Genomic DNA, 16,749 nt, shown 5'->3' with positions numbered 1-16,749 from the left:
CCGACTCTGACGACGTCTAGGCTCACGGCTAGAGAAGCTTAGAAGCGGCTAGTTCTCCCGCCGCAGCATCCGGCTGACGCCCGCCGCGACCGTGGTCGCCAAGATCCAGCCCGAGGCCGTGAACCCGGCCGCCACCCAGTTGTCCGGCCCGTGCATGTACCAGCGCGACTTGTTGCCGAAGTCCACGATCGGCACCAGCAGGTCCGCCGTGTAGATCACCGGGTTCCACTGCAGCCCCGTGTCCTGCTGGTTCACCACACAGCGCGGCCCGTTCGCGATGATCTCGTGCGCCGGATCCGACGACTTCCACGTCACGCAGTCGTCCGAGCCCAGGCCGAACCACAGGCTCCCCAGCACCAGCAGCGTGAACAGCCAGCCCAGCGCGCGCACCGGCCGGTAGCCGTACCCGACCATCGACCGCTGCAGCCAGCTCCACAGCCGCACCCCCGGCCCGAAGAACTTGAAGCCGCCGGCCAGCGCCTCGTACCGGAACTGCTGCTTGCGCAACGCCACCGTCGACGCGTGTTCTTCGTTCCCCGCCGCGCGGAGCATGTGGGCCAGCTGGTCGTACGGGCCCGGCCGGTAGCCGCGCATGGCCTTGCTCAGCAGGTCGATGCGGTGGTCCAGCGCCTTGTCGTCGGCCAGCGGGATGCTCTTGCCCAGGGCGTCGTAGCGGAAGTCCTCCAGCTCGATGCCGCCGGACGCCGCCCAGAACGCCTCGTTGTCGGTCAGCGTTCCGCAGTGCGCTCGGCGCAGCACCACCCGGCCGGTCGGGGGGACGGTCGGCGTCAGCGTGAACTCGTCCGCCGCGACGTCGCCCGCGTCGAGCGCCACCAGGAACGGGGACAGCGAACCTAGCTGGGAGCCGCGCAGATCCACTCGGCGGGCGACCTGCGCGCCGTCGAGGTTGACGCCGCCTTCCGCGACGAACGGGCGGCCGTTGTTGTCGCGCAGCGTGAGGTCGCGGCCGATCCGGCCGGTGCGGATGTCGAGGGAGAAACTGCTGGTCGCGCGCAGGCCCGGCTCCGTCAACCGCGTGCCGGCCAGGTTGATCGAGCCGCCGACCTCGACGCCCTGCAGCCGCAGCGTGCCGTGGATCGTCGCGTCCGTGAGCTGGAAGTTGCCCGCGATCTTCGACCGGCGCGCGGAGAAGACGTCCCGGCCCGGGTGGCGGAACATCGAGTTCCAGGCCAGGAAGTTGCCGCCGACGGTGACGTCCGCGAGCCGCAGCTGCCCGGCCGGGACGCGCAGGCTCGTCGCCTCGATGTCGCCGCCGATCTCGGTGCCGTCCAGGTGCAGCGCGCGGTCGTAGTACGGCTGAGACTTGCCGCGCACCACGCTGACCTCGGCGCCGGCCAGCCGCAGCGAACCGCCGATCCGGGCGTTGACCATGCGCAGCGTGCCGAGCGCCTGCAGGCCGTCCGACAGCTCGACGTTGCCGTCGACGCGCATCCGGTCGGCGACCAGCGCCGGGCGCGGGTCGAGGTACGGGTCGTTGGACTTCCACGCGTCGACGGCGATCGGACCCTGCTGGGACACGGTCAGCTTGGCCTCGCGCAGCACGATGTCGCTGTCCACCGTGGCGCTCGGCAGGTACATGATCCCGGTCGCGGAGAAGCGTTTCCGCTGGCTGGCGGGCCCGTAGTTGTCGACCTCGCAGAGCAGGCTGCCGCCGATGTGCAGGCCGTTGCCGTTGAGCGCGAAGCCGTCCGGGTTGTTCAGCGTGGCGCCGGAGAAGTTGACGTTACCGCCGGTCCGCAGGCCCGGGAGCCGGACTTCGCCGTTCGCGACCATCCGGTACGCCAGCAGCGCGCCGGCGAGCACCAGCCGGTCGGCGTGGATCGCCTTGCCGTGCGGGTGGGCGATCACCGTGCGGGTGAGCACCAGCGACCCCTCGATCACGGCGTCGGTGAGGTTGACCGCGGCGTTCGGCATCCCGCGTTCGCGGTCGTCGCCGCGCTGGACGGTGGTCTCCTCGATCTCGCGGTCGGCGCCGTCGACCTGCACGACGCTGCGGATCAGCCGGACGTCGTTGCGGCTGCGCATGTTGCGGGCCTTGAGCCCGGGCAGCCAGCACTTGCGGAAGACCAGGCCGAGCAGGTGCGCCTCGCGCACGTCCGGCGGCTGCTCGAACCGGCAGCGCTCGAACCGGAAGAGGTACTTGAGGTCCGCGGCGCGCAGGTCGAGCGTGCCGGTGATGTAGGCGTCCTCGACGTAGACGATCGGCGCGTTCGTGGCCGTTCGCCGCCAGCGCAGCAGCCCGCCGTTTCCGGGTTTGAGCAGGTCAGACGCCTTGACCTCGTACCGGCGGTCGGGGATGCCCGCGAACGGGTCGAGAGGAGGCAGTGCGCTTTCGGTCGTCAAAACGGCAGCCCCCCTCCCTCACCCACCCCCAACGTAGCGAACGCGAACGGAATTCGTCACGCGTTGGGGTTCAGCACCCGGGCGAGGAACGACTTCGTCCGCTCCTCTCGCGGGCTCCCGATGACCTGGTCGGGCGGGCCCTCTTCGACGACGACGCCGCCGTCCATGAACAGGACCTTGTCCGCCACTTCGCGCGCGAACTGCATCTCGTGCGTGACGACGACCATGGTCATGCCGTCCTTGGCGAGCTGCTTCATCACGCCCAGGACGTCGCCGACGAGCTCCGGGTCCAGCGCGGACGTCGGCTCGTCGAACAGCATCAGCTTCGGCTTCATCGCGAGCGCCCGGGCGATCGCGACGCGCTGCTGCTGGCCACCGGACAGCTGTGCCGGGTAGTTCTTCGCCTTGTCGCCGAGGCCGACGCGGTCGAGCAGCTCCAGCGCGCGTTGCCGCACCTGGGCCTTCGGCTCGCGCCGCACCTGGATCGGCGCCTCCATGACGTTCTCCAGCGCGGTCATGTGCGGGAAGAGGTTGAACCGCTGGAACACCATCCCGATGTCCTTGCGCTGGAACGCCACCTCCTTCTCGCGCAGCTCGTGCAGCTTGTCGCCGCGCTGCCGGTAGCCGACGAGCACGCCGTCGACGTAGAGCCGGCCCGCGTCGATCTTCTCGAGGTGGTTGATGCAGCGCAGCAGCGTCGACTTGCCCGAGCCGGACGGCCCGATCAGGCAGAGCACCTCGCGCTCGTGCACCTCGAGGTCGATGCCCTTGAGGACATCGACGCTGCCGAAGCTCTTGCAGATCTTCTGCGCGGAAACGACCGGGGTCACTGCCTCATCCCTTTCCGCCACTGGCGCCGGAGCCGAACCGGAAGCCCAGCATCCGGCCCGCCCACCTGGTCTTCGTCGCTTCACCACGCGAGGTGCCGCGCGAGAACCGTTTCTCGATCTGCATCTGGACCAGGGTCAGCACCGACGTCATGAACAGGTACCAGGCCGCGGCCGTGATCAGCAGGGGCACGGTCTTGTAGTTCTGCGAGTAGATGGTCTGCGCCGCGACCATCAGCTCGAAGTACCCGATGACCACGACCAGCGACGTCGTCTTCAGCATGGAGATCGTCTCGTTGCCGGTCGGCGGGATGATCACCCGCATGGCCTGCGGGAGGATGATCCGCCGCAACGTCCTCGTGCGGCTCATGCCGAGCGCGCCCGCCGCTTCCAGCTGGCCGTCGTCGACCGACTGGATGCCGCCTCGCACGATCTCCGCCATGTACGCGGCTTCGTTGAGCCCGAGGCCGAGCAGTGACGCCGTGAACTGCGTGATCAGCTGGTTGGTGTCCCAGCTGACGAACTCCGGGCCGAACGGCACCCCGAGCCCGAGCCGGGGGTACGCGAGCGCCAGGAAGTTCCAGATGATCAGCTGCGTGATCAGCGGGGTCCCGCGGAACAGCCAGATGTAGAGGGCCGCCGCGCCGGAAGTGAGCGGGTTGGGGGACAGCCGCATGACGGCCAACAGGATCCCGCCGACGATCCCGATCAGCATCGAGATCACCGTCAGGATCAACGTGTTCTGCAGGCCGCGCAGGATCCGGTCGTCGAAGAGGTAGTCCCCGACGACCGGCCACTGCAGCGCGTCGTTCGTGATCACGCTGCGGATCACGATGAACGCCACGAACAGGATGATCACGCCGGCCACCCAGCGCCCGTAGTGGCGCACCGGGACGGCCGTGATGGGATCGGCGTCGATCGGCGCCTCGGTGGGAGGCGCTTCGGAGGAACTCACGAACTCAGTCCTTAACTCAAGAGGCCGGGTTGATCTCCGACTTGGTGACCGCACCGGTGGCGTTCAGACCCCACTTGTCCAGGATCTTCTTGTACGCGCCGCTGTCGATCAGCTTCTGGATCGCGCCCTGGACGGCCTTGCCGTAGTCGCCGCTGTTCTTCGGCAGCACGATGCCGTACGGCGCCGTGTCGTACGGCGCACCGACCGACTCGAGCTGGCCGTTGGTCTGCTTGACCGCGTAGTCGATGACCGGGGAGTCGGCCAGCTCCCCCTGGACACGCTTGGCGGTGAGGGCGAGGTTGACGTCGGTCTGGGCCTGCAGCTGCGTGACCTCGATGGCGGGCTTGCCCGCGCCGGTGCAGGCCGCGGTCTTCTTGTCGAGGTCCTCGACCTGCGTGGTGCCCTTCTGCACGGCGATCTTCTTGCCGCAGAGGTCGTCGGCCTTCAGGCCGTCGGGGTTGCCCTTCAGCACGGCCAGCGACGTGCCCGCGCTGTAGTAGGAGATCATGTCGACCGACTGCAGCCGCTCGGCGTTGATGCTGAACGACGACATGCCCAGCTCGTACTTCTTGGCGCCGATGCCGGGGATGATGCCGTCGAACGAGGAGTTCTGGAACTCCATCTGCACGCCGAGCACCTGGCCGATCGCGGTACCGAGATCGACGTCGAAGCCGGTCGCCTTGCCGCCGTCGACGAACTCGTTCGGCGGGTAGCTCTGGTCCTGGCCGACCACGATCTTGCCGTCGGTCTTGACGTCGGCGGGCACCAGCGCGGCGAGCGCATCGTCCTTCGCGACCGTGCCCGCGTCACCCGATCCAGTACCCGCCGGGGCGGCACTGCTCGAGCCGACGTCGCCGGCACCGCTACCCCCCGCGCCACAGGCCATGGTCAGTCCGACCAGGGCGAATGCCGGCAACAGGGCGAGCGCCTTGAGTTGGGGTCCTCGGGCCACGTCGTCACTCCTCGTAGTTCTCAGTTCGTGAGAGCACGCATATTGCCACTCATCCATACCAAAGCACAGCACTGGCGAGTTACAGCGACGTTTCGCCCCGCGCCCACCAGTGCGGGAGTGTCGCGCACGAAGGGGCACGTGGGTGAGGATGTCGTTCATGAACGCGACCCCGCCCCGGCTGCCCCCGTCCGGTCGACGCGCGAGGAAGGCGACGACCCGCCGGATCACCCGGCCGGGGGCCCGGTTCGACGGGTACCTCTCGCCGGAGCGTCCGCACGCGGGCGCGTACGACGAGATGTTCGCGGCCGACGGTACGGTCCGCGCGCCGTACCGGGCGTTGTACGAGTCGATCGCCGCGCTCGACGCCCACGACCTCAACTCCCGGTCGATGGCGCTGGACCGGGCGATGGTCGACCAGGGGATCACGTTCTCGCTGTCCGGCCAGGAGCGGCCGTTCCCGCTGGACCTGGTGCCGCGGGTGATCCAGGCGGCCGAGTGGTCGAAGCTCGAGCGCGGCGTGGCCCAGCGCGTCCGGGCGCTCGAAGCGTTCCTCGCCGACATCTACGGCGACCGCCTGATCCTGCGTGAGGGCGTGCTGCCGCGGCGGCTGATCACCTCGTGCGAGCACTTCCAGCGGGAGGCGTTCGGCATCAACCCGCCGAACGGCGTGCGCATCCACGTGTCCGGAGTGGACCTGGTGCGCGACGAAGAGGGCACGTTCCGGGTGCTGGAGGACAACCTCCGCAACCCGTCCGGGGTGTCGTACGTGATGGAGAACCGGCGGACGATGGCGCGGGTCTTCCCGGACCTGTTCGCCCAGCACCGCGTCCGGCCGGTCGGGGACTACGCGTCGCACCTGCTCCGGGCGTTGCGTGCGGCGTCCGCGGCGAACGTCGCCGACCCGACGGTCGTCGTGCTCACCCCCGGCGTCCACAACTCGGCGTACTTCGAGCACTCGCTGCTGGCGCGGCTGATGGGCGTCGAACTGGTCGAAGGCCGCGACATGTTCTGCCGCGACAACGTCGTCTACCTGCGGACGACCGAGGGCGAGCGCCCGGTCGACGTCATCTACCGGCGCATCGACGACGAGTTCCTCGATCCGGTGCACTACCGGCCGGACTCGGTGCTCGGCATCGCCGGCGTCCTGAACGCGGCGCGCGCGGGCAACGTCGTCGTCGCGAACGCCGTCGGCAACGGCGTCGGCGACGACAAGCTCGTCTACACCTACGTGCCCGAGATGGTGAAGTACTACCTCAACGAGAAGCCGTTGCTGCCCAACGTGGACACGTTCCGGTGCTGGCTGCCGGACGAGTTCGACCACGTCATGGCGCACCTCGACGAGCTGGTCGTCAAGCCGGTCGAAGGCTCCGGCGGCTACGGGATCGTCTTCGGTCCCGAAGCGACCCAGGAGGAACTGGCGACGCTACGGCGGAAGGTGCGCGCGAACCGGCGCGGCTGGATCGCGCAGCCGGTCGTCCAGCTCTCGACCGTGCCGGCCAAGGTGGAGGACCGGCTGGCGCCGCGGCACGTCGACCTGCGGCCGTTCGCCGTCAACGACGGCAAGGAGATCTTCGTCCTGCCCGGCGGGTTGACGCGGGTGGCGCTGCCGGAGGGCAGCCTGGTCGTCAACTCGTCGCAGGGCGGCGGCTCGAAGGACACGTGGGTGCTGGCGTCCCGGGCGTCGACCGTCGAGCGCGAGCTCGAACAACCGGCGCTCGGCGCGATGTCCACTGTGGACGGGCTGGTCGCCGAACAGGGGCCCGAGCTGACGTCGTCCCAGCAACAGCAGCAACAACAGAGTTAGGGGGTCCGGATGCTGGCACGCAACGCGGAGTCGCTGTACTGGATCGGCCGGTACGTCGAACGCGCCGACGACACCTCCCGGATCCTCAACGTCTCGGTCCACCAGCTGCTGGAGGACGCGACGGTCGACCCCGACCACGCGAGCCGTCAGCTGCTCGCCGTCCTGGGCATCGACACGCCCGACGGGGACGCCCTCGACGTCTGGAAGCTCACCGAGCTGGTGGCGTACGCGAAGGACAACCCGGCGTCGATCGTCGGCTCGATCAACTCGGCACGAGAGAACACGCGGGGCGCCCGCGAAGTCGTCTCGACCGAGCTGTGGGAATGCCTGAACGCGACATGGAACGCCGTCCCGGATCGGCAGCGCTACGCGCGTCGAGCCGGGCCGCACGCGTTCCTGTCGTTCGTCGAGGAACGCGCGGCGATGTTCGCCGGGCTCGCCGATTCGACGATGAGCCGCGACGACGGCTGGCTCTTCATGGTCCTCGGCCGCTCGATCGAACGCGCCGACATGCTGGTCCGGCTGCTGCTGTCGCGGGTCGCGGACCGCGCGTCTTCGCCGGGGTGGATCACGGTGCTGCGTTCGGCCGGCGCGCAGGACACGTACCTGAGGACGTATCGGGGTGCGCTGGACGCCGCCCGCGTCGTGCAGTTCCTGTTGCGAGACACGCTGTTTCCGAGGTCGGTGTTCCACGCGCTGCGGCAGGCCGAGGAGTGCCTGCAGCGGCTCGACCCGGGCGGCGGCGCGCGCAACAGCGAGAAGTCCGAGGCGCTGCGCCAGCTCGGCCGGGCCCGCAGCGAGCTGGAGTTCCTCCGCCCGGCGGACCTGCTGACCGACCTGCCGCGGCGGCTCGGGGCGTTGCAGACGTCGATCAAGGAGATCGGCGAAGCGGTGTCGTTGCAGTACTTCAGCACGTCGCCGTGGGTGGCGTGGAGCGGTGCGGAGGTTTCGCTGTGACGTGGCAGCTGCGGGTGGCGCACCGGACGGGGTACCGGTATGCGACGCCGGCGACGCAGTCGTACAACGAGGCGCGGCTGACCCCGCGCTCGGACCGTCGCCAGACGACGGTGGCGACGCGCATCGAGACGACCCCGGCGACCCGCGCCTACCGGTACACGGACTACTGGGGCACGGTCGTCACGTCGTTCGACCTGCACGCGCCGCACACGGAGTTCACGGTGCTGGCGACGTCGGTGGTCGAGACGGCGGACGAAGCCGAGCCGATCCGCACGGCGTCGTGGAAGGACCTGCGGAGCGAGACGGTCGTCGACCACCGCACGGAGTACCTGACGCCGACCGACTACACCCCGCGCGACGTCGCCCTGGCGCGCGAGGCTCGCGCGCTGCGGACCGGCCTAGACCCGGCCGAGTCGGTGCTGGCGGTGTGCGAGTGGGTGAACAAGCAGCTGAAGTACCAACCGGGCACGACGGGCGTCCACTCGACGGCGACCGACGCCTGGCAGGCGCGCGAAGGCGTCTGCCAGGACTTCGCGCACGTCACGCTGGTGATGCTGCGCGCGATCGGCGTCCCGGCCCGGTACGTCTCGGGCTACCTGCACACGAAACGGGACGCGAAGCTCGGCGAGGTGGTCGAGGGCGAGTCACACGCCTGGGTCGACGTCTGGACCGGCGGGTGGTGGGCGTACGACCCGACGAACGCCATCCCGGTCGGTCCGCGGCACGTCTGGGTGGCGATGGGGCGGGACTACGCCGATGTGGCGCCGTTGAAGGGGATCTTCACGGGCGGTGGGCAGTCCACTTTGGACGTCTCGGTCCACCTGACCCGGCTGGCCTAGAGCAAGAAGGTCGCGCCCGCCGCTTCGGCGACGTCCGCGCCGAGGGCCGACGCCGGGGTGTGCGCGCCGGGTTTGCCTTCGCCGCGGGCCAGGCGGTCCGCGACCTCGGCCACGACCGCCGTCGTGAAGTCCATGCCATCGCCGGCGCGGAGCCAGCCTTCGCGCGTCGTGCCGTCGGGCCAGGTGACGACGGCGTGGCCCCACGAATGCGTACGAGGGCGCGGCGCCGCCTTCGCCTGGACCCCGGTGAGCCGCCGGACCGCGAACCGGCGCAACGCCGGGACGGCCAGCACCCGGCCGAGCAGGGGCAGCACCGCCCGGACCGCGGGTGACGCAGGCGCGAGGCCGGACGTGATGCCGACCGACGGCGCGCCGCTCGCCCGCTGAGCCGCCACGAGCTCACCCGACGGCACGCTCGCCAACTTCGCCGTCTCGCCGTCCGGGAACGTGAGCGTCTGCGCGTTCGCGCCGAGCCGCGTGGGAACCAAGCGACCGTCCCGGTACTCGCGGCCGCCGGTGGTCAGTGCGTCGACGATGCTGGCGGCCAGCGCGACTCCCAAGGCGCCCGCTTCGATGGCGACCGACGCCACCGCGTCGACGTGTACCGAACTCGGCGTCGCGCGCCCATCGCAGAGCTTCGCGACGACGGCCTCCGTGGCCAGGACACCGAACCCGGCGCCGGTCACGAAGGTGCTGCCGCCGGCCAGGGCTTCTTCGTGCAGGTCGAGCAGCCGCGGGACGGCGACCAGGTCCGCGGCCAGGTCGACGTAGTGTCCGCCGGGCAGGCACGCGCGGGCGATCGTCCCGGCCGTGGCGGCGTACTCGCCGATGGTGTTGACGACGACGGTGGGCCGCTGCCGCCGGATCTCGGCCGCGATGGCTTCGGCTCCGTCGGCGACGACGAACTTCGAGCCGCTCGCCGCCAGCCGTTCGCGGTCGCGTCCGACCAGGACGGCCGGCAGTCCACGCGCGGCCAGCTCGGCGGTGATGCCCCGGCCGGTCCGGCCCAGCGCCCCGAGTACCCAGATCTCCATGTCGTCCTCCAGTGATGTCTCAGTGTGTCATCACCGAGGCTAGCACGTGACGACACACTGAGACATCGCTTGTAGGCTGGGCTCGTGGCCAGATGGGATCCCGGAACCGCGGACCGGCTGCGGAAAGCCGCGCTGGAGCTGTACGCCGAGCACGGGTACGACGCCGTCACCGTGACGCAGATCGCCGAGCGCGCCGGGATCACCCGCCGCTCGTACTTCCGTTATTTCCCCGACAAGCGCGAAGTCCTCTTCGCCGGCGCCGAGCAGCTACCTCCCGCGGTCACCGAAGCCGTCCTCGCCGCCGAAGAGGCGGAGTCGCCGCTTCGGACGGCCCTCGGCGCGCTCGTCGAGGTCGGCACCCAGGTCACTCGGCTCGTCGACCCGTCTCCGGAACGCCGGGCGGTGATCGCTTCGAGCGCCGAGCTCCGCGAACGCGAGCGGAGCAAGGCGGCCGCGATCACCACGGCGATCCGGGACGCGCTCGAGCGGCGGGGGACACCGCCCGAGCTCGCGAAACCGGCGGCGCAGATCGCGGCGATCATCCTCGGCGACGCCTTCGACCGCTGGATCGACTCCGGCGGCGACCAGGACTTCCCGACGTGCCTGGAGACGGCCGCCGCGACCTTGCGCGAAGCCTGCCGCTAGCCGCGGGCGTGAGCGTCCAGGATGTGCGCCACGGCCTCGGTGACCTGCTGCGCGTACTCCAGGTGCAGCCACTCGTCCGGCACGTGGATGTTCGAGTCGGCCCCGCACGCGCCGGTGACCAGGAACTGCGCCTCCGGGTACTTGCGCGAGAGCAGGCCCATGAACGGGATCGAGCCGCCCATGCCGGTCGCGCGGTGCGGCCGGCCGAAGACCTCGTCGCTGACCGTGCGCAGGGCGTTCGTCAGCCACGGCGACTCGGTCGGCGCGTTCCAGCCGTCCTCCGCCTGCGGGTTGCCACCGAAGGTGACCTTCGCGCCGTACGGGACGTCCGTGGTCAGGGCCCGCTTCACGGCTTCGAGCCCCTTCTCGGCGTCGGCCGTCGGCGGGAGGCGGAAGCTCAGCGTCAACGTCGTGCTCTCGCGCAGGACGTTCCCGGCGTCGGCGGGCTTCGGGAAGCCGTCGGCGCCGATCACCGACAGCGTTGGGCGCCACGCGTTGTTGAGCATCAGCTCCAGCGCGTCTTCGGTGATCACGCGACCACCCTCGACCAGCGGGAACGCCTTCGACAGCGCCTCGGGGAAGTCCTGCGCGACGGCCTTGAGCTCGGCCAGCCGGTCCGCCGGGACGTCGACCTTGAGCTCGTCGAGCAGCAGCTCGCCGGTCTCGGTGTCCTCGAGCCGCTCGAGGAGCTTCCGCAGCACGCGGAACGAGCTGGCGACGACACCCGAAGCGATGCCCGAGTGCTGGGCCGAACCCAGCAGCTGGACGGTGACGTCGAGGTGCAGCATCCCGCGCAGGCTCGTGACCAGCCACAACCGCTCGTAGTCGCTGCCGCCGGCGTCGAGGCAGATCACCAGCGAGACCTCGCCGATGCGGTCGGCCAGGTGCTCGACGTACGCGGGCAGGTCGGGGCTGCCGGACTCTTCGCCGGTCTCCAGGAGCACCACGATGCGGGCGTGCTCGCCGCCGGCCGCGTGGACGGCTTCGATCGCCGTCGTCGCCGCGTAGCCGGAGTAGCCGTCGTCGACGGAGCCGCGGCCGTACAGCCGGCCGTCGCGGATCACCGGGGTCCACGGGTCGAGGCCCTCCGACCAGCCACCCACCGGAGGCTGCTTGTCGAGGTGGCCGTACATCAGGACAGTGCCCTGGTCCGCCGCGCCCGGGGTCGCCGGGACGTCGACGAGCAGCAGGGGAGTGCGGCCTTCGAGCTGCACGACGTCGAGGGTCGCGCCGGGCAGGTCGCGCGCGGCGATCCACTCGCGGACGTGGTCGACGGCGGCGGCCAGGTGACCGGTCGTCGCCCACTCGGCGTCGAAGGCCGGGGACAAGGCGGGGATGGCCACCAGCCCGGACAGACTCGGGATGACGTCGCCGGTCCACGACGCCACGACGGATTCACGAACGGATTTTTGCTCCACGTCGCCATCGTGCCACGCACGTCCCGGCGTGCGGCACATCACAGAGGCGTCCCCGGATCGGGTGATCACCCAGGTGCCCGAGCGCGTACCGGGACGGCCACTCCTGGTGAGCGTGGGGACCGGCTCCCTACTCTCGTAGGTCCGATGCTCGGGCTTCCTAACGTTTTCCCTGTTCAGACCCCCTTTCTCAGCAACAAATCAGCATCCGTGACTGACCAAAGCCACGACCTTCGTGCCAGGATGACGGCGAGAACCGTCAACGCCGACGGTGACCGAGCGCTTCGGACCCGATGCGCTGGTCCCCGCCGGTGCAGTCGCTGTGGTCGCCACAAGCGGCCGCCAGAGGCACCGACACCGAGGAGCAACGCCCATGCCGTCCGAACAGTGGACGCACCCGGAGCCTGGAGACGGGCCGGCCGCCGTCGCGGCCCAGCCTTCCCCCGAGCAGGTGATCGCCGGATTGCGAGCGACCAGCGAAGGTGGCGCTGAGCTGACTCAGCTGCTCACCCCCGAAGGCGAGCGGGTCCCGTCGCCCCAGTTCGACAAGTACGTCGACGACATCGACGACGAAGCCCTGCGCGGCCTGTACCGCGACATGGTGCTCGTCCGCCGCGCGGACCGCGAAGCCAACGCGATGCAGCGCCAGGGCCAGCTCGGCATCTGGGTCCCGCTGCTCGGCCAGGAGGCCGCGCAGATCGGCTCCGGCCGCGCGCTGAAGCAGAACGACATGGCCTTCCCCAGCTACCGCGAGCACGGCGTCGCCTACGCGCGCGGGGTCGACATGAAGGACCTGCTGGGCATCTTCCGCTGCACCGACCACAGTGGATGGGACTACAAAGAGCACGGCTTCCACCCGTACTGCATCGTCATCGGCAACCAGGTGCTCAACGCCGCCGGTTATGCGATGGGGCAGAAGTTCGAGGGCAAGGTCGGCGACGACGACGGCGAAGCCACAATCTGCTACTTCGGTGACGGCGCGACTTCGCAGGGCGACGTCCACGAAGGATTCGTCTGGGCCGCCGTCTACGACGCGCCGCTCGTCTTCTTCTGCCAGAACAACCAGTGGGCCATCTCCGAGCCGACCGAGCGCCAGTCGCGCCTGCCGCTCTACCAGCGCGCCCGCGGGTACGGCTTCCCCGGCATCCGCGTCGACGGCAACGACGTCCTGGCCTGCCTCGCGGTGTCCCGCTGGGCCCTCGACGAGTGCCGCCACGGCAACGGCCCGGTGCTGATCGAGGCGTTCACCTACCGGATGGACGCGCACACGACGACCGACGACCCGTCGCGCTACCGGCTCTCCGACGAGCTCGAAGAGTGGAAGCTCAAGGACCCGATCGAGCGTGTGCGGGCGTTCCTGGCCCGCAAGGGCGGCGCCGACCACGACTTCTTCGACCAGGTCCAGGCCGAGGCCGACGCCTTCGCCGCCGACCTGCGCGAGTACACGTTCAACATGCCGGAGCCGCCGCCGGAGAGGATCTTCAGCAACGTCTACGCCGAGGGCAACCCGGTGCTGGACGCGCAGCGCGAAGAGTTCCTGTCCTACCTCGACGGCTTCGTATCGGCGGGTGAGCACTGATGACCGACCTCCAGAAACTCACCATCGGCAAGGCGCTCAACCTCGGCCTTCGCCGCGCGATGGAAGAGGACCCCAAGGTCCTGATCATGGGCGAGGACGTCGGCAAGCTCGGCGGCGTCTTCCGGATCACCGACGGCCTGCAGAAGGACTTCGGCGAGCAGCGCGTGCTGGACACGCCGCTGGCGGAGTCCGGCATCATCGGCACCGCGGTCGGCCTGGCCGTGCGCGGGTTCCGGCCGGTGTGCGAGATCCAGTTCGAGGGCTTCATCTTCCCGGGGTTCGACCAGATCTCCTCGCAGCTGGCCAAGCTGCACTACCGGACGCAGGGCAAGATCAAGATGCCGGTCGTGATCCGGGTGCCGTTCGGTGGCGGGATCGGCGCGGTCGAGCACCACTCGGAGTCGCCGGAGTCGCTGTTCGCGCACATCCCGGGCCTCAAGGTCATCTCGATTTCGAACGCCGTCGACGCCTATTGGGGCATCCAGGAAGCGATCAAGTCGGACGACCCGATCCTGTTCTTCGAGCCGAAGCGGCTGTACCACTCGGGTGCGCTGCGCGCGGAGATCGACGTCGCGGGCACGCCGTCGCCGGTCTTCTCCTCGCAGGTCGTCCGCGAAGGCACGACCGCGACGGTCGTCGCGTACGGACCTTCGGTGAAGGTCGCGCTCGACGCGGCCGCCGCGGCCGAGGACGGTGGCCAGTCGCTCGAGGTCATCGACCTGCGCACGCTTTCGCCGCTGGACCTCGGCCCGGTGTTCGAGTCGGTGCGCAAGACCGGCCGGCTGATCGCACTGTCGGAGGCGCCGTCCGAGTCGTCGCTGACCTCGGAGATCGCCGCGCGCGTCCAGCAGGAGTGCTTCTACTCGCTGGAAGCGCCCGTCCTCCGGGTGACCGGGTTCGACACGCCGTACCCGCCGGCCAAGCTCGAGGAGCACTACCTCCCCGACCTCGACCGGGTGCTGCACGCCGTCGACCGCTCGCTCGCCTGGTAAGGGGGATCTCCGCGTTATGCCTACGTACAAACAGTTCCCCCTGGCCGACACGGCCGAGGGGCTGACCGAAGCCGACATTCTTTCTTGGCACGTGAAGCCGGGCGACACGGTGACGGTCAACCAGATCGTCGTCGAGATCGAGACCGCGAAGGCCGCCGTCGAGCTGCCGATCCCGTGGGCCGGGGTGGTCACGGAGCTGCACGTCGAGCCGGGGCAGACGGTGGAGGTCGGCACGCCGATCCTCACCATCGACGTCGACCCCGGCGGGGCTTCGGCTCCGGCGCCTGCTGCCGCGCCCGCCGCCGCGCCGGTCGAAGAAGAAGAGATGAAGCCGCTGGTCGGCTACGGCTCCAAGGCTGTCGTCACGCAGCGGCGAGCCCGGAAGGGCGCCGCTCCGACTCCGGCTCCTGCCGCCGCCGTGGTCGCTCCTCCCGCGCCTGCTCCGGTTGCTCCTCGCGGCGGGTACGTCCCGCTGGCGAAGCCGCCGGTGCGGAAGCTGGCGAAGGACCTCGGCGTCGACCTGCACGCGCTGACCGGCACGGCTTCGGGTGGCGTGATCACCCGCGACGACGTCGAGCGGGCGGCCAACGGCTCCGCGGCTCCGGCCGTGTCCACTGTGGACGCGGGCTACGACCCGGGCACCCGCGAACGGCGGGTGCCGATCAAGGGCGTCCGCAAGATGACCGCGGCGGCGATGGTGCAGAGCGCGTACACCGCTCCGCACGTCACGGAGTTCCTGACCATCGACGTCACGCCGATGATGGAGTTCCGCGAGAAGCTGAAGAAGTCGCGGGAGTTCGCCGGGGTCAAGGTCACGCCGCTGACGTTCGCGGCGAAGGCCGTGTGCCTGGCGGCGAAGCGCACTCCGGACATCAACGCGGTGTGGGACGAAGCCGCGCAGGAGATCGTCTTCAAGGACTACGTGCACCTCGGGATCGCGGCGGCGACGCCGCGCGGCCTGATCGTGCCCAAGGTCCGCGACGCCGACTCGATGTCGCTGAAGGAGCTGGCGCAGGCGCTGACGGCACTGACCGACGTCGCCCGCGAGGGCAAGACGTCGCCGGCGGACATGGCGAACGGCACGATCACGATCACGAACGTGGGCGTGTTCGGCGTCGACACCGGAACGCCGATCATCAACCCGGGCGAGTCCGCGATCCTGTGCCTCGGCGCGATCAAGGACCAGCCGTGGGTGGTGGACGGCGAGATCAAGGTCCGCAAGGTCCTCCAGCTGTCGCTGAGCTTCGACCACCGCGTGGTCGACGGCCAGCAGGGTTCGGAGTTCCTGGCCGACGTCGGCGCCCTGCTGGCCGACCCGGCCATGGCGATGACGTACTGACGCACTGAAGGTCCGTGAAGGCCTCCTTACCGGCTCTTATGGCCGGTAAGGAGGCCTTCACGGCTTTCGGAAGACGATCTTCCCGGCGTCGAGGTCGACGTGGGTGCGCGGGGGGGGCGCCGTCGGCTTGGTCGTCGACCAGCATCAGCTGGACCTGGCGTTGCTCGAGGTCGTGGTGCTTCGTGCCGCCGAGGATCGCTTCGACCTCTTCGGTCGCGACCGCGCTCGCCATCCGCGGGCCGTCGCCGCGGCGGTGCCAGGGCAGGAACCGGCGGCCCCAGACCTCGAGCACCGCGAGCAGGAACAGCAGCACGACCAGCATCGGGAACGCCATCGCCCAAACCACGCCCATGAGAGCCAACTTATACTCACTTGACGGAGTGAGCACTCACTCCGCACACTGGTCGCATGACACCAGCACCCGAGATCCGGCGGAGAGCGCCGGGCATGAGCGTCGAAGCCCGGCGCGCCATGATCGTGCACGCGGTGCTGCCGCTCCTGATCGAGCACGGCGCCGGCGTGACCACCAGCCAGATCGCCCGCGCCGCCGGCATCGGCGAGGGCACCATCTTCCGCGCGTTCAAGGACAAGGACGAGCTGTTCGACGCCTGCACCGCCGAGGCGCTGCGCCCCGACCACGTGCTCGACGCGATCGCCGAAATCCCCATCGAGCAGCCGCTCGAAGACCGGCTCGTCGAGGCCGCCGACGCGCTCGGCGCGCACCTCGAGCGGATGGGTGCGCTGATGGGCGCCCTGCACGCCTCCGGCCGGCACAAGCAGCGCGACCCCGAGCAGCGCCTCAAAGACCGGCGCGGCACGTGGAAGGGCGGGCGCAGCGAGTCGATGGCCGCCATGCGCGGCGCGATCACCGAGCTGTTCGAGCCGGAGAAGGACCAGCTGCGGCTCACGCCCGAGCAGCTGGCTTCACTGTTCCTGACCCTGTTGTTCGGCGGCCGGCGGATGGCACCGGTCGACAACGCCGCCACCACGCGCCAGGTGGTCGACGTCTTCCTGCACGGCGCCGTGGAGGTCAAGTGATCCCGGGCG

14 protein-coding genes and 1 pseudogene are annotated in these 16,749 nt (G+C 70.0%); 8 read left to right on the top strand and 7 right to left on the bottom strand.

Going from position 1 to position 16,749, the window contains the following annotated elements:
- Positions 1-48 precede the first annotated feature (48 nt).
- From AB0M59_RS25125 to AB0M59_RS25110, 4 genes are read right to left on the bottom strand one after another with little or no spacing between them, the layout of a single operon-like run.
- The gene (locus AB0M59_RS25125) at positions 49-2,364 is read right to left on the bottom strand and encodes an oxidoreductase (RefSeq protein WP_364619071.1); all 2,316 of its coding nucleotides are present in this window, start codon (positions 2,362-2,364) and stop codon (positions 49-51) included.
- A 56-nt stretch (positions 2,365-2,420) separates the two neighbouring features.
- Positions 2,421-3,194 (bottom strand): amino acid ABC transporter ATP-binding protein, encoded by a 774-nt coding sequence (locus AB0M59_RS25120; RefSeq protein WP_364619068.1) that lies wholly within the window; start codon positions 3,192-3,194, stop codon positions 2,421-2,423.
- 4 nt (positions 3,195-3,198) lie between these two features.
- Positions 3,199-4,146, bottom strand: coding sequence for an amino acid ABC transporter permease (locus AB0M59_RS25115; RefSeq protein ID WP_364619066.1), 948 nt, complete (start codon positions 4,144-4,146; stop codon positions 3,199-3,201).
- Positions 4,147-4,162: 16 nt separating this feature from the next.
- Positions 4,163-5,098 carry an ABC transporter substrate-binding protein gene (locus AB0M59_RS25110; RefSeq protein WP_364619063.1) on the bottom strand — a complete coding sequence of 312 codons (936 nt, stop codon included), beginning with the start codon at positions 5,096-5,098 and terminating at the stop codon, positions 4,163-4,165.
- A gap of 148 nt (positions 5,099-5,246) precedes the next feature.
- Here AB0M59_RS25110 and AB0M59_RS25105 point away from each other — a divergent pair, with 148 nt between their 5' ends.
- From AB0M59_RS25105 to AB0M59_RS25095, 3 genes are read left to right on the top strand one after another with little or no spacing between them, the layout of a single operon-like run.
- A complete protein-coding gene (locus AB0M59_RS25105; RefSeq protein WP_364619352.1) occupies positions 5,247-6,902 on the top strand; it encodes a circularly permuted type 2 ATP-grasp protein in 1,656 nt (551 codons plus the stop codon).
- A gap of 9 nt (positions 6,903-6,911) precedes the next feature.
- Complete coding sequence (locus AB0M59_RS25100) at positions 6,912-7,859, top strand: alpha-E domain-containing protein (protein WP_364619060.1); 948 nt, start codon at positions 6,912-6,914, stop codon at positions 7,857-7,859.
- On the top strand, positions 7,856-8,698 hold the full coding sequence (locus AB0M59_RS25095; protein ID WP_364619057.1) for a transglutaminase family protein: 843 nt from the start codon (positions 7,856-7,858) through the stop codon (positions 8,696-8,698). The genes AB0M59_RS25100 and AB0M59_RS25095 overlap by 4 nt, the downstream gene beginning before the upstream one ends.
- On the opposite strand, the gene AB0M59_RS25090 is transcribed toward AB0M59_RS25095, so the two are convergent.
- Positions 8,695-9,732, bottom strand: coding sequence for a hypothetical protein (locus AB0M59_RS25090; protein ID WP_364619054.1), 1,038 nt, complete (start codon positions 9,730-9,732; stop codon positions 8,695-8,697). The two genes, AB0M59_RS25095 and AB0M59_RS25090, sit on opposite strands and share 4 nt — an antisense overlap.
- Positions 9,733-9,816: 84 nt before the next feature.
- Here AB0M59_RS25090 and AB0M59_RS25085 point away from each other — a divergent pair, with 84 nt between their 5' ends.
- The gene (locus AB0M59_RS25085) at positions 9,817-10,377 is read left to right on the top strand and encodes a TetR family transcriptional regulator (RefSeq protein ID WP_364619051.1); all 561 of its coding nucleotides are present in this window, start codon (positions 9,817-9,819) and stop codon (positions 10,375-10,377) included.
- Here AB0M59_RS25085 and AB0M59_RS25080 read toward each other — a convergent pair.
- Complete coding sequence (locus AB0M59_RS25080) at positions 10,374-11,795, bottom strand: M20/M25/M40 family metallo-hydrolase (RefSeq protein WP_364619048.1); 1,422 nt, start codon at positions 11,793-11,795, stop codon at positions 10,374-10,376. The two genes, AB0M59_RS25085 and AB0M59_RS25080, sit on opposite strands and share 4 nt — an antisense overlap.
- A gap of 370 nt (positions 11,796-12,165) precedes the next feature.
- Here AB0M59_RS25080 and pdhA point away from each other — a divergent pair, with 370 nt between their 5' ends.
- Genes pdhA through AB0M59_RS25065 form a run of 3 tightly spaced genes read left to right on the top strand, consistent with a single transcriptional unit; the run spans position 12,166 to position 15,702 of the window.
- Entirely contained in the window at positions 12,166-13,371 is a 1,206-nt protein-coding gene (gene pdhA / locus AB0M59_RS25075; RefSeq protein WP_364619045.1) for a pyruvate dehydrogenase (acetyl-transferring) E1 component subunit alpha, read from the top strand.
- On the top strand, positions 13,371-14,363 hold the full coding sequence (locus AB0M59_RS25070; protein WP_364619042.1) for an alpha-ketoacid dehydrogenase subunit beta: 993 nt from the start codon (positions 13,371-13,373) through the stop codon (positions 14,361-14,363). Before pdhA ends, AB0M59_RS25070 begins: the two co-directional genes overlap by 1 nt.
- 16 nt (positions 14,364-14,379) lie before the next feature.
- Complete coding sequence (locus AB0M59_RS25065) at positions 14,380-15,702, top strand: dihydrolipoamide acetyltransferase family protein (protein ID WP_364619039.1); 1,323 nt, start codon at positions 14,380-14,382, stop codon at positions 15,700-15,702.
- A gap of 142 nt (positions 15,703-15,844) precedes the next feature.
- On the opposite strand, the pseudogene AB0M59_RS25060 reads toward AB0M59_RS25065, so the two are convergent.
- Positions 15,845-15,934 (bottom strand): annotated as a pseudogene (locus tag AB0M59_RS25060) (hypothetical protein); the annotation flags it as partial.
- A 215-nt stretch (positions 15,935-16,149) separates the two neighbouring features.
- On the opposite strand from AB0M59_RS25060, the gene AB0M59_RS25055 reads away from it, so the two are divergent.
- A complete protein-coding gene (locus AB0M59_RS25055) occupies positions 16,150-16,740 on the top strand; it encodes a TetR family transcriptional regulator (protein ID WP_364619350.1) in 591 nt (196 codons plus the stop codon).
- Positions 16,741-16,749 lie beyond the last annotated feature (9 nt).

It is taken from the genome of Amycolatopsis sp. NPDC051371 (genome assembly GCF_040682155.1).
Taxonomy (GTDB): Bacteria; Actinomycetota; Actinomycetes; order Mycobacteriales; family Pseudonocardiaceae; genus Amycolatopsis.
This window is presented reverse-complemented; position numbering and strand designations above follow the sequence as displayed.

What these genes read in the sequence shown, in the direction of transcription:
- AB0M59_RS25105 (WP_364619352.1), top strand. Translation starts at nt 5,247, where the DNA reads ATGTCGTTCATGAACGCGACCCCGCCCCGGCTGCCCCCGTCCGGTCGA.
- AB0M59_RS25100 (WP_364619060.1), top strand. Translation starts at nt 6,912, where the DNA reads ATGCTGGCACGCAACGCGGAGTCGCTGTACTGGATCGGCCGGTACGTC.
- AB0M59_RS25090 (WP_364619054.1), bottom strand. Translation starts at nt 9,732, where the DNA reads ATGGAGATCTGGGTACTCGGGGCGCTGGGCCGGACCGGCCGGGGCATC.
- pdhA (WP_364619045.1), top strand. Translation starts at nt 12,166, where the DNA reads ATGCCGTCCGAACAGTGGACGCACCCGGAGCCTGGAGACGGGCCGGCC.
- AB0M59_RS25070 (WP_364619042.1), top strand. Translation starts at nt 13,371, where the DNA reads ATGACCGACCTCCAGAAACTCACCATCGGCAAGGCGCTCAACCTCGGC.
- AB0M59_RS25065 (WP_364619039.1), top strand. Translation starts at nt 14,380, where the DNA reads ATGCCTACGTACAAACAGTTCCCCCTGGCCGACACGGCCGAGGGGCTG.
- AB0M59_RS25055 (WP_364619350.1), top strand. Translation starts at nt 16,150, where the DNA reads ATGAGCGTCGAAGCCCGGCGCGCCATGATCGTGCACGCGGTGCTGCCG.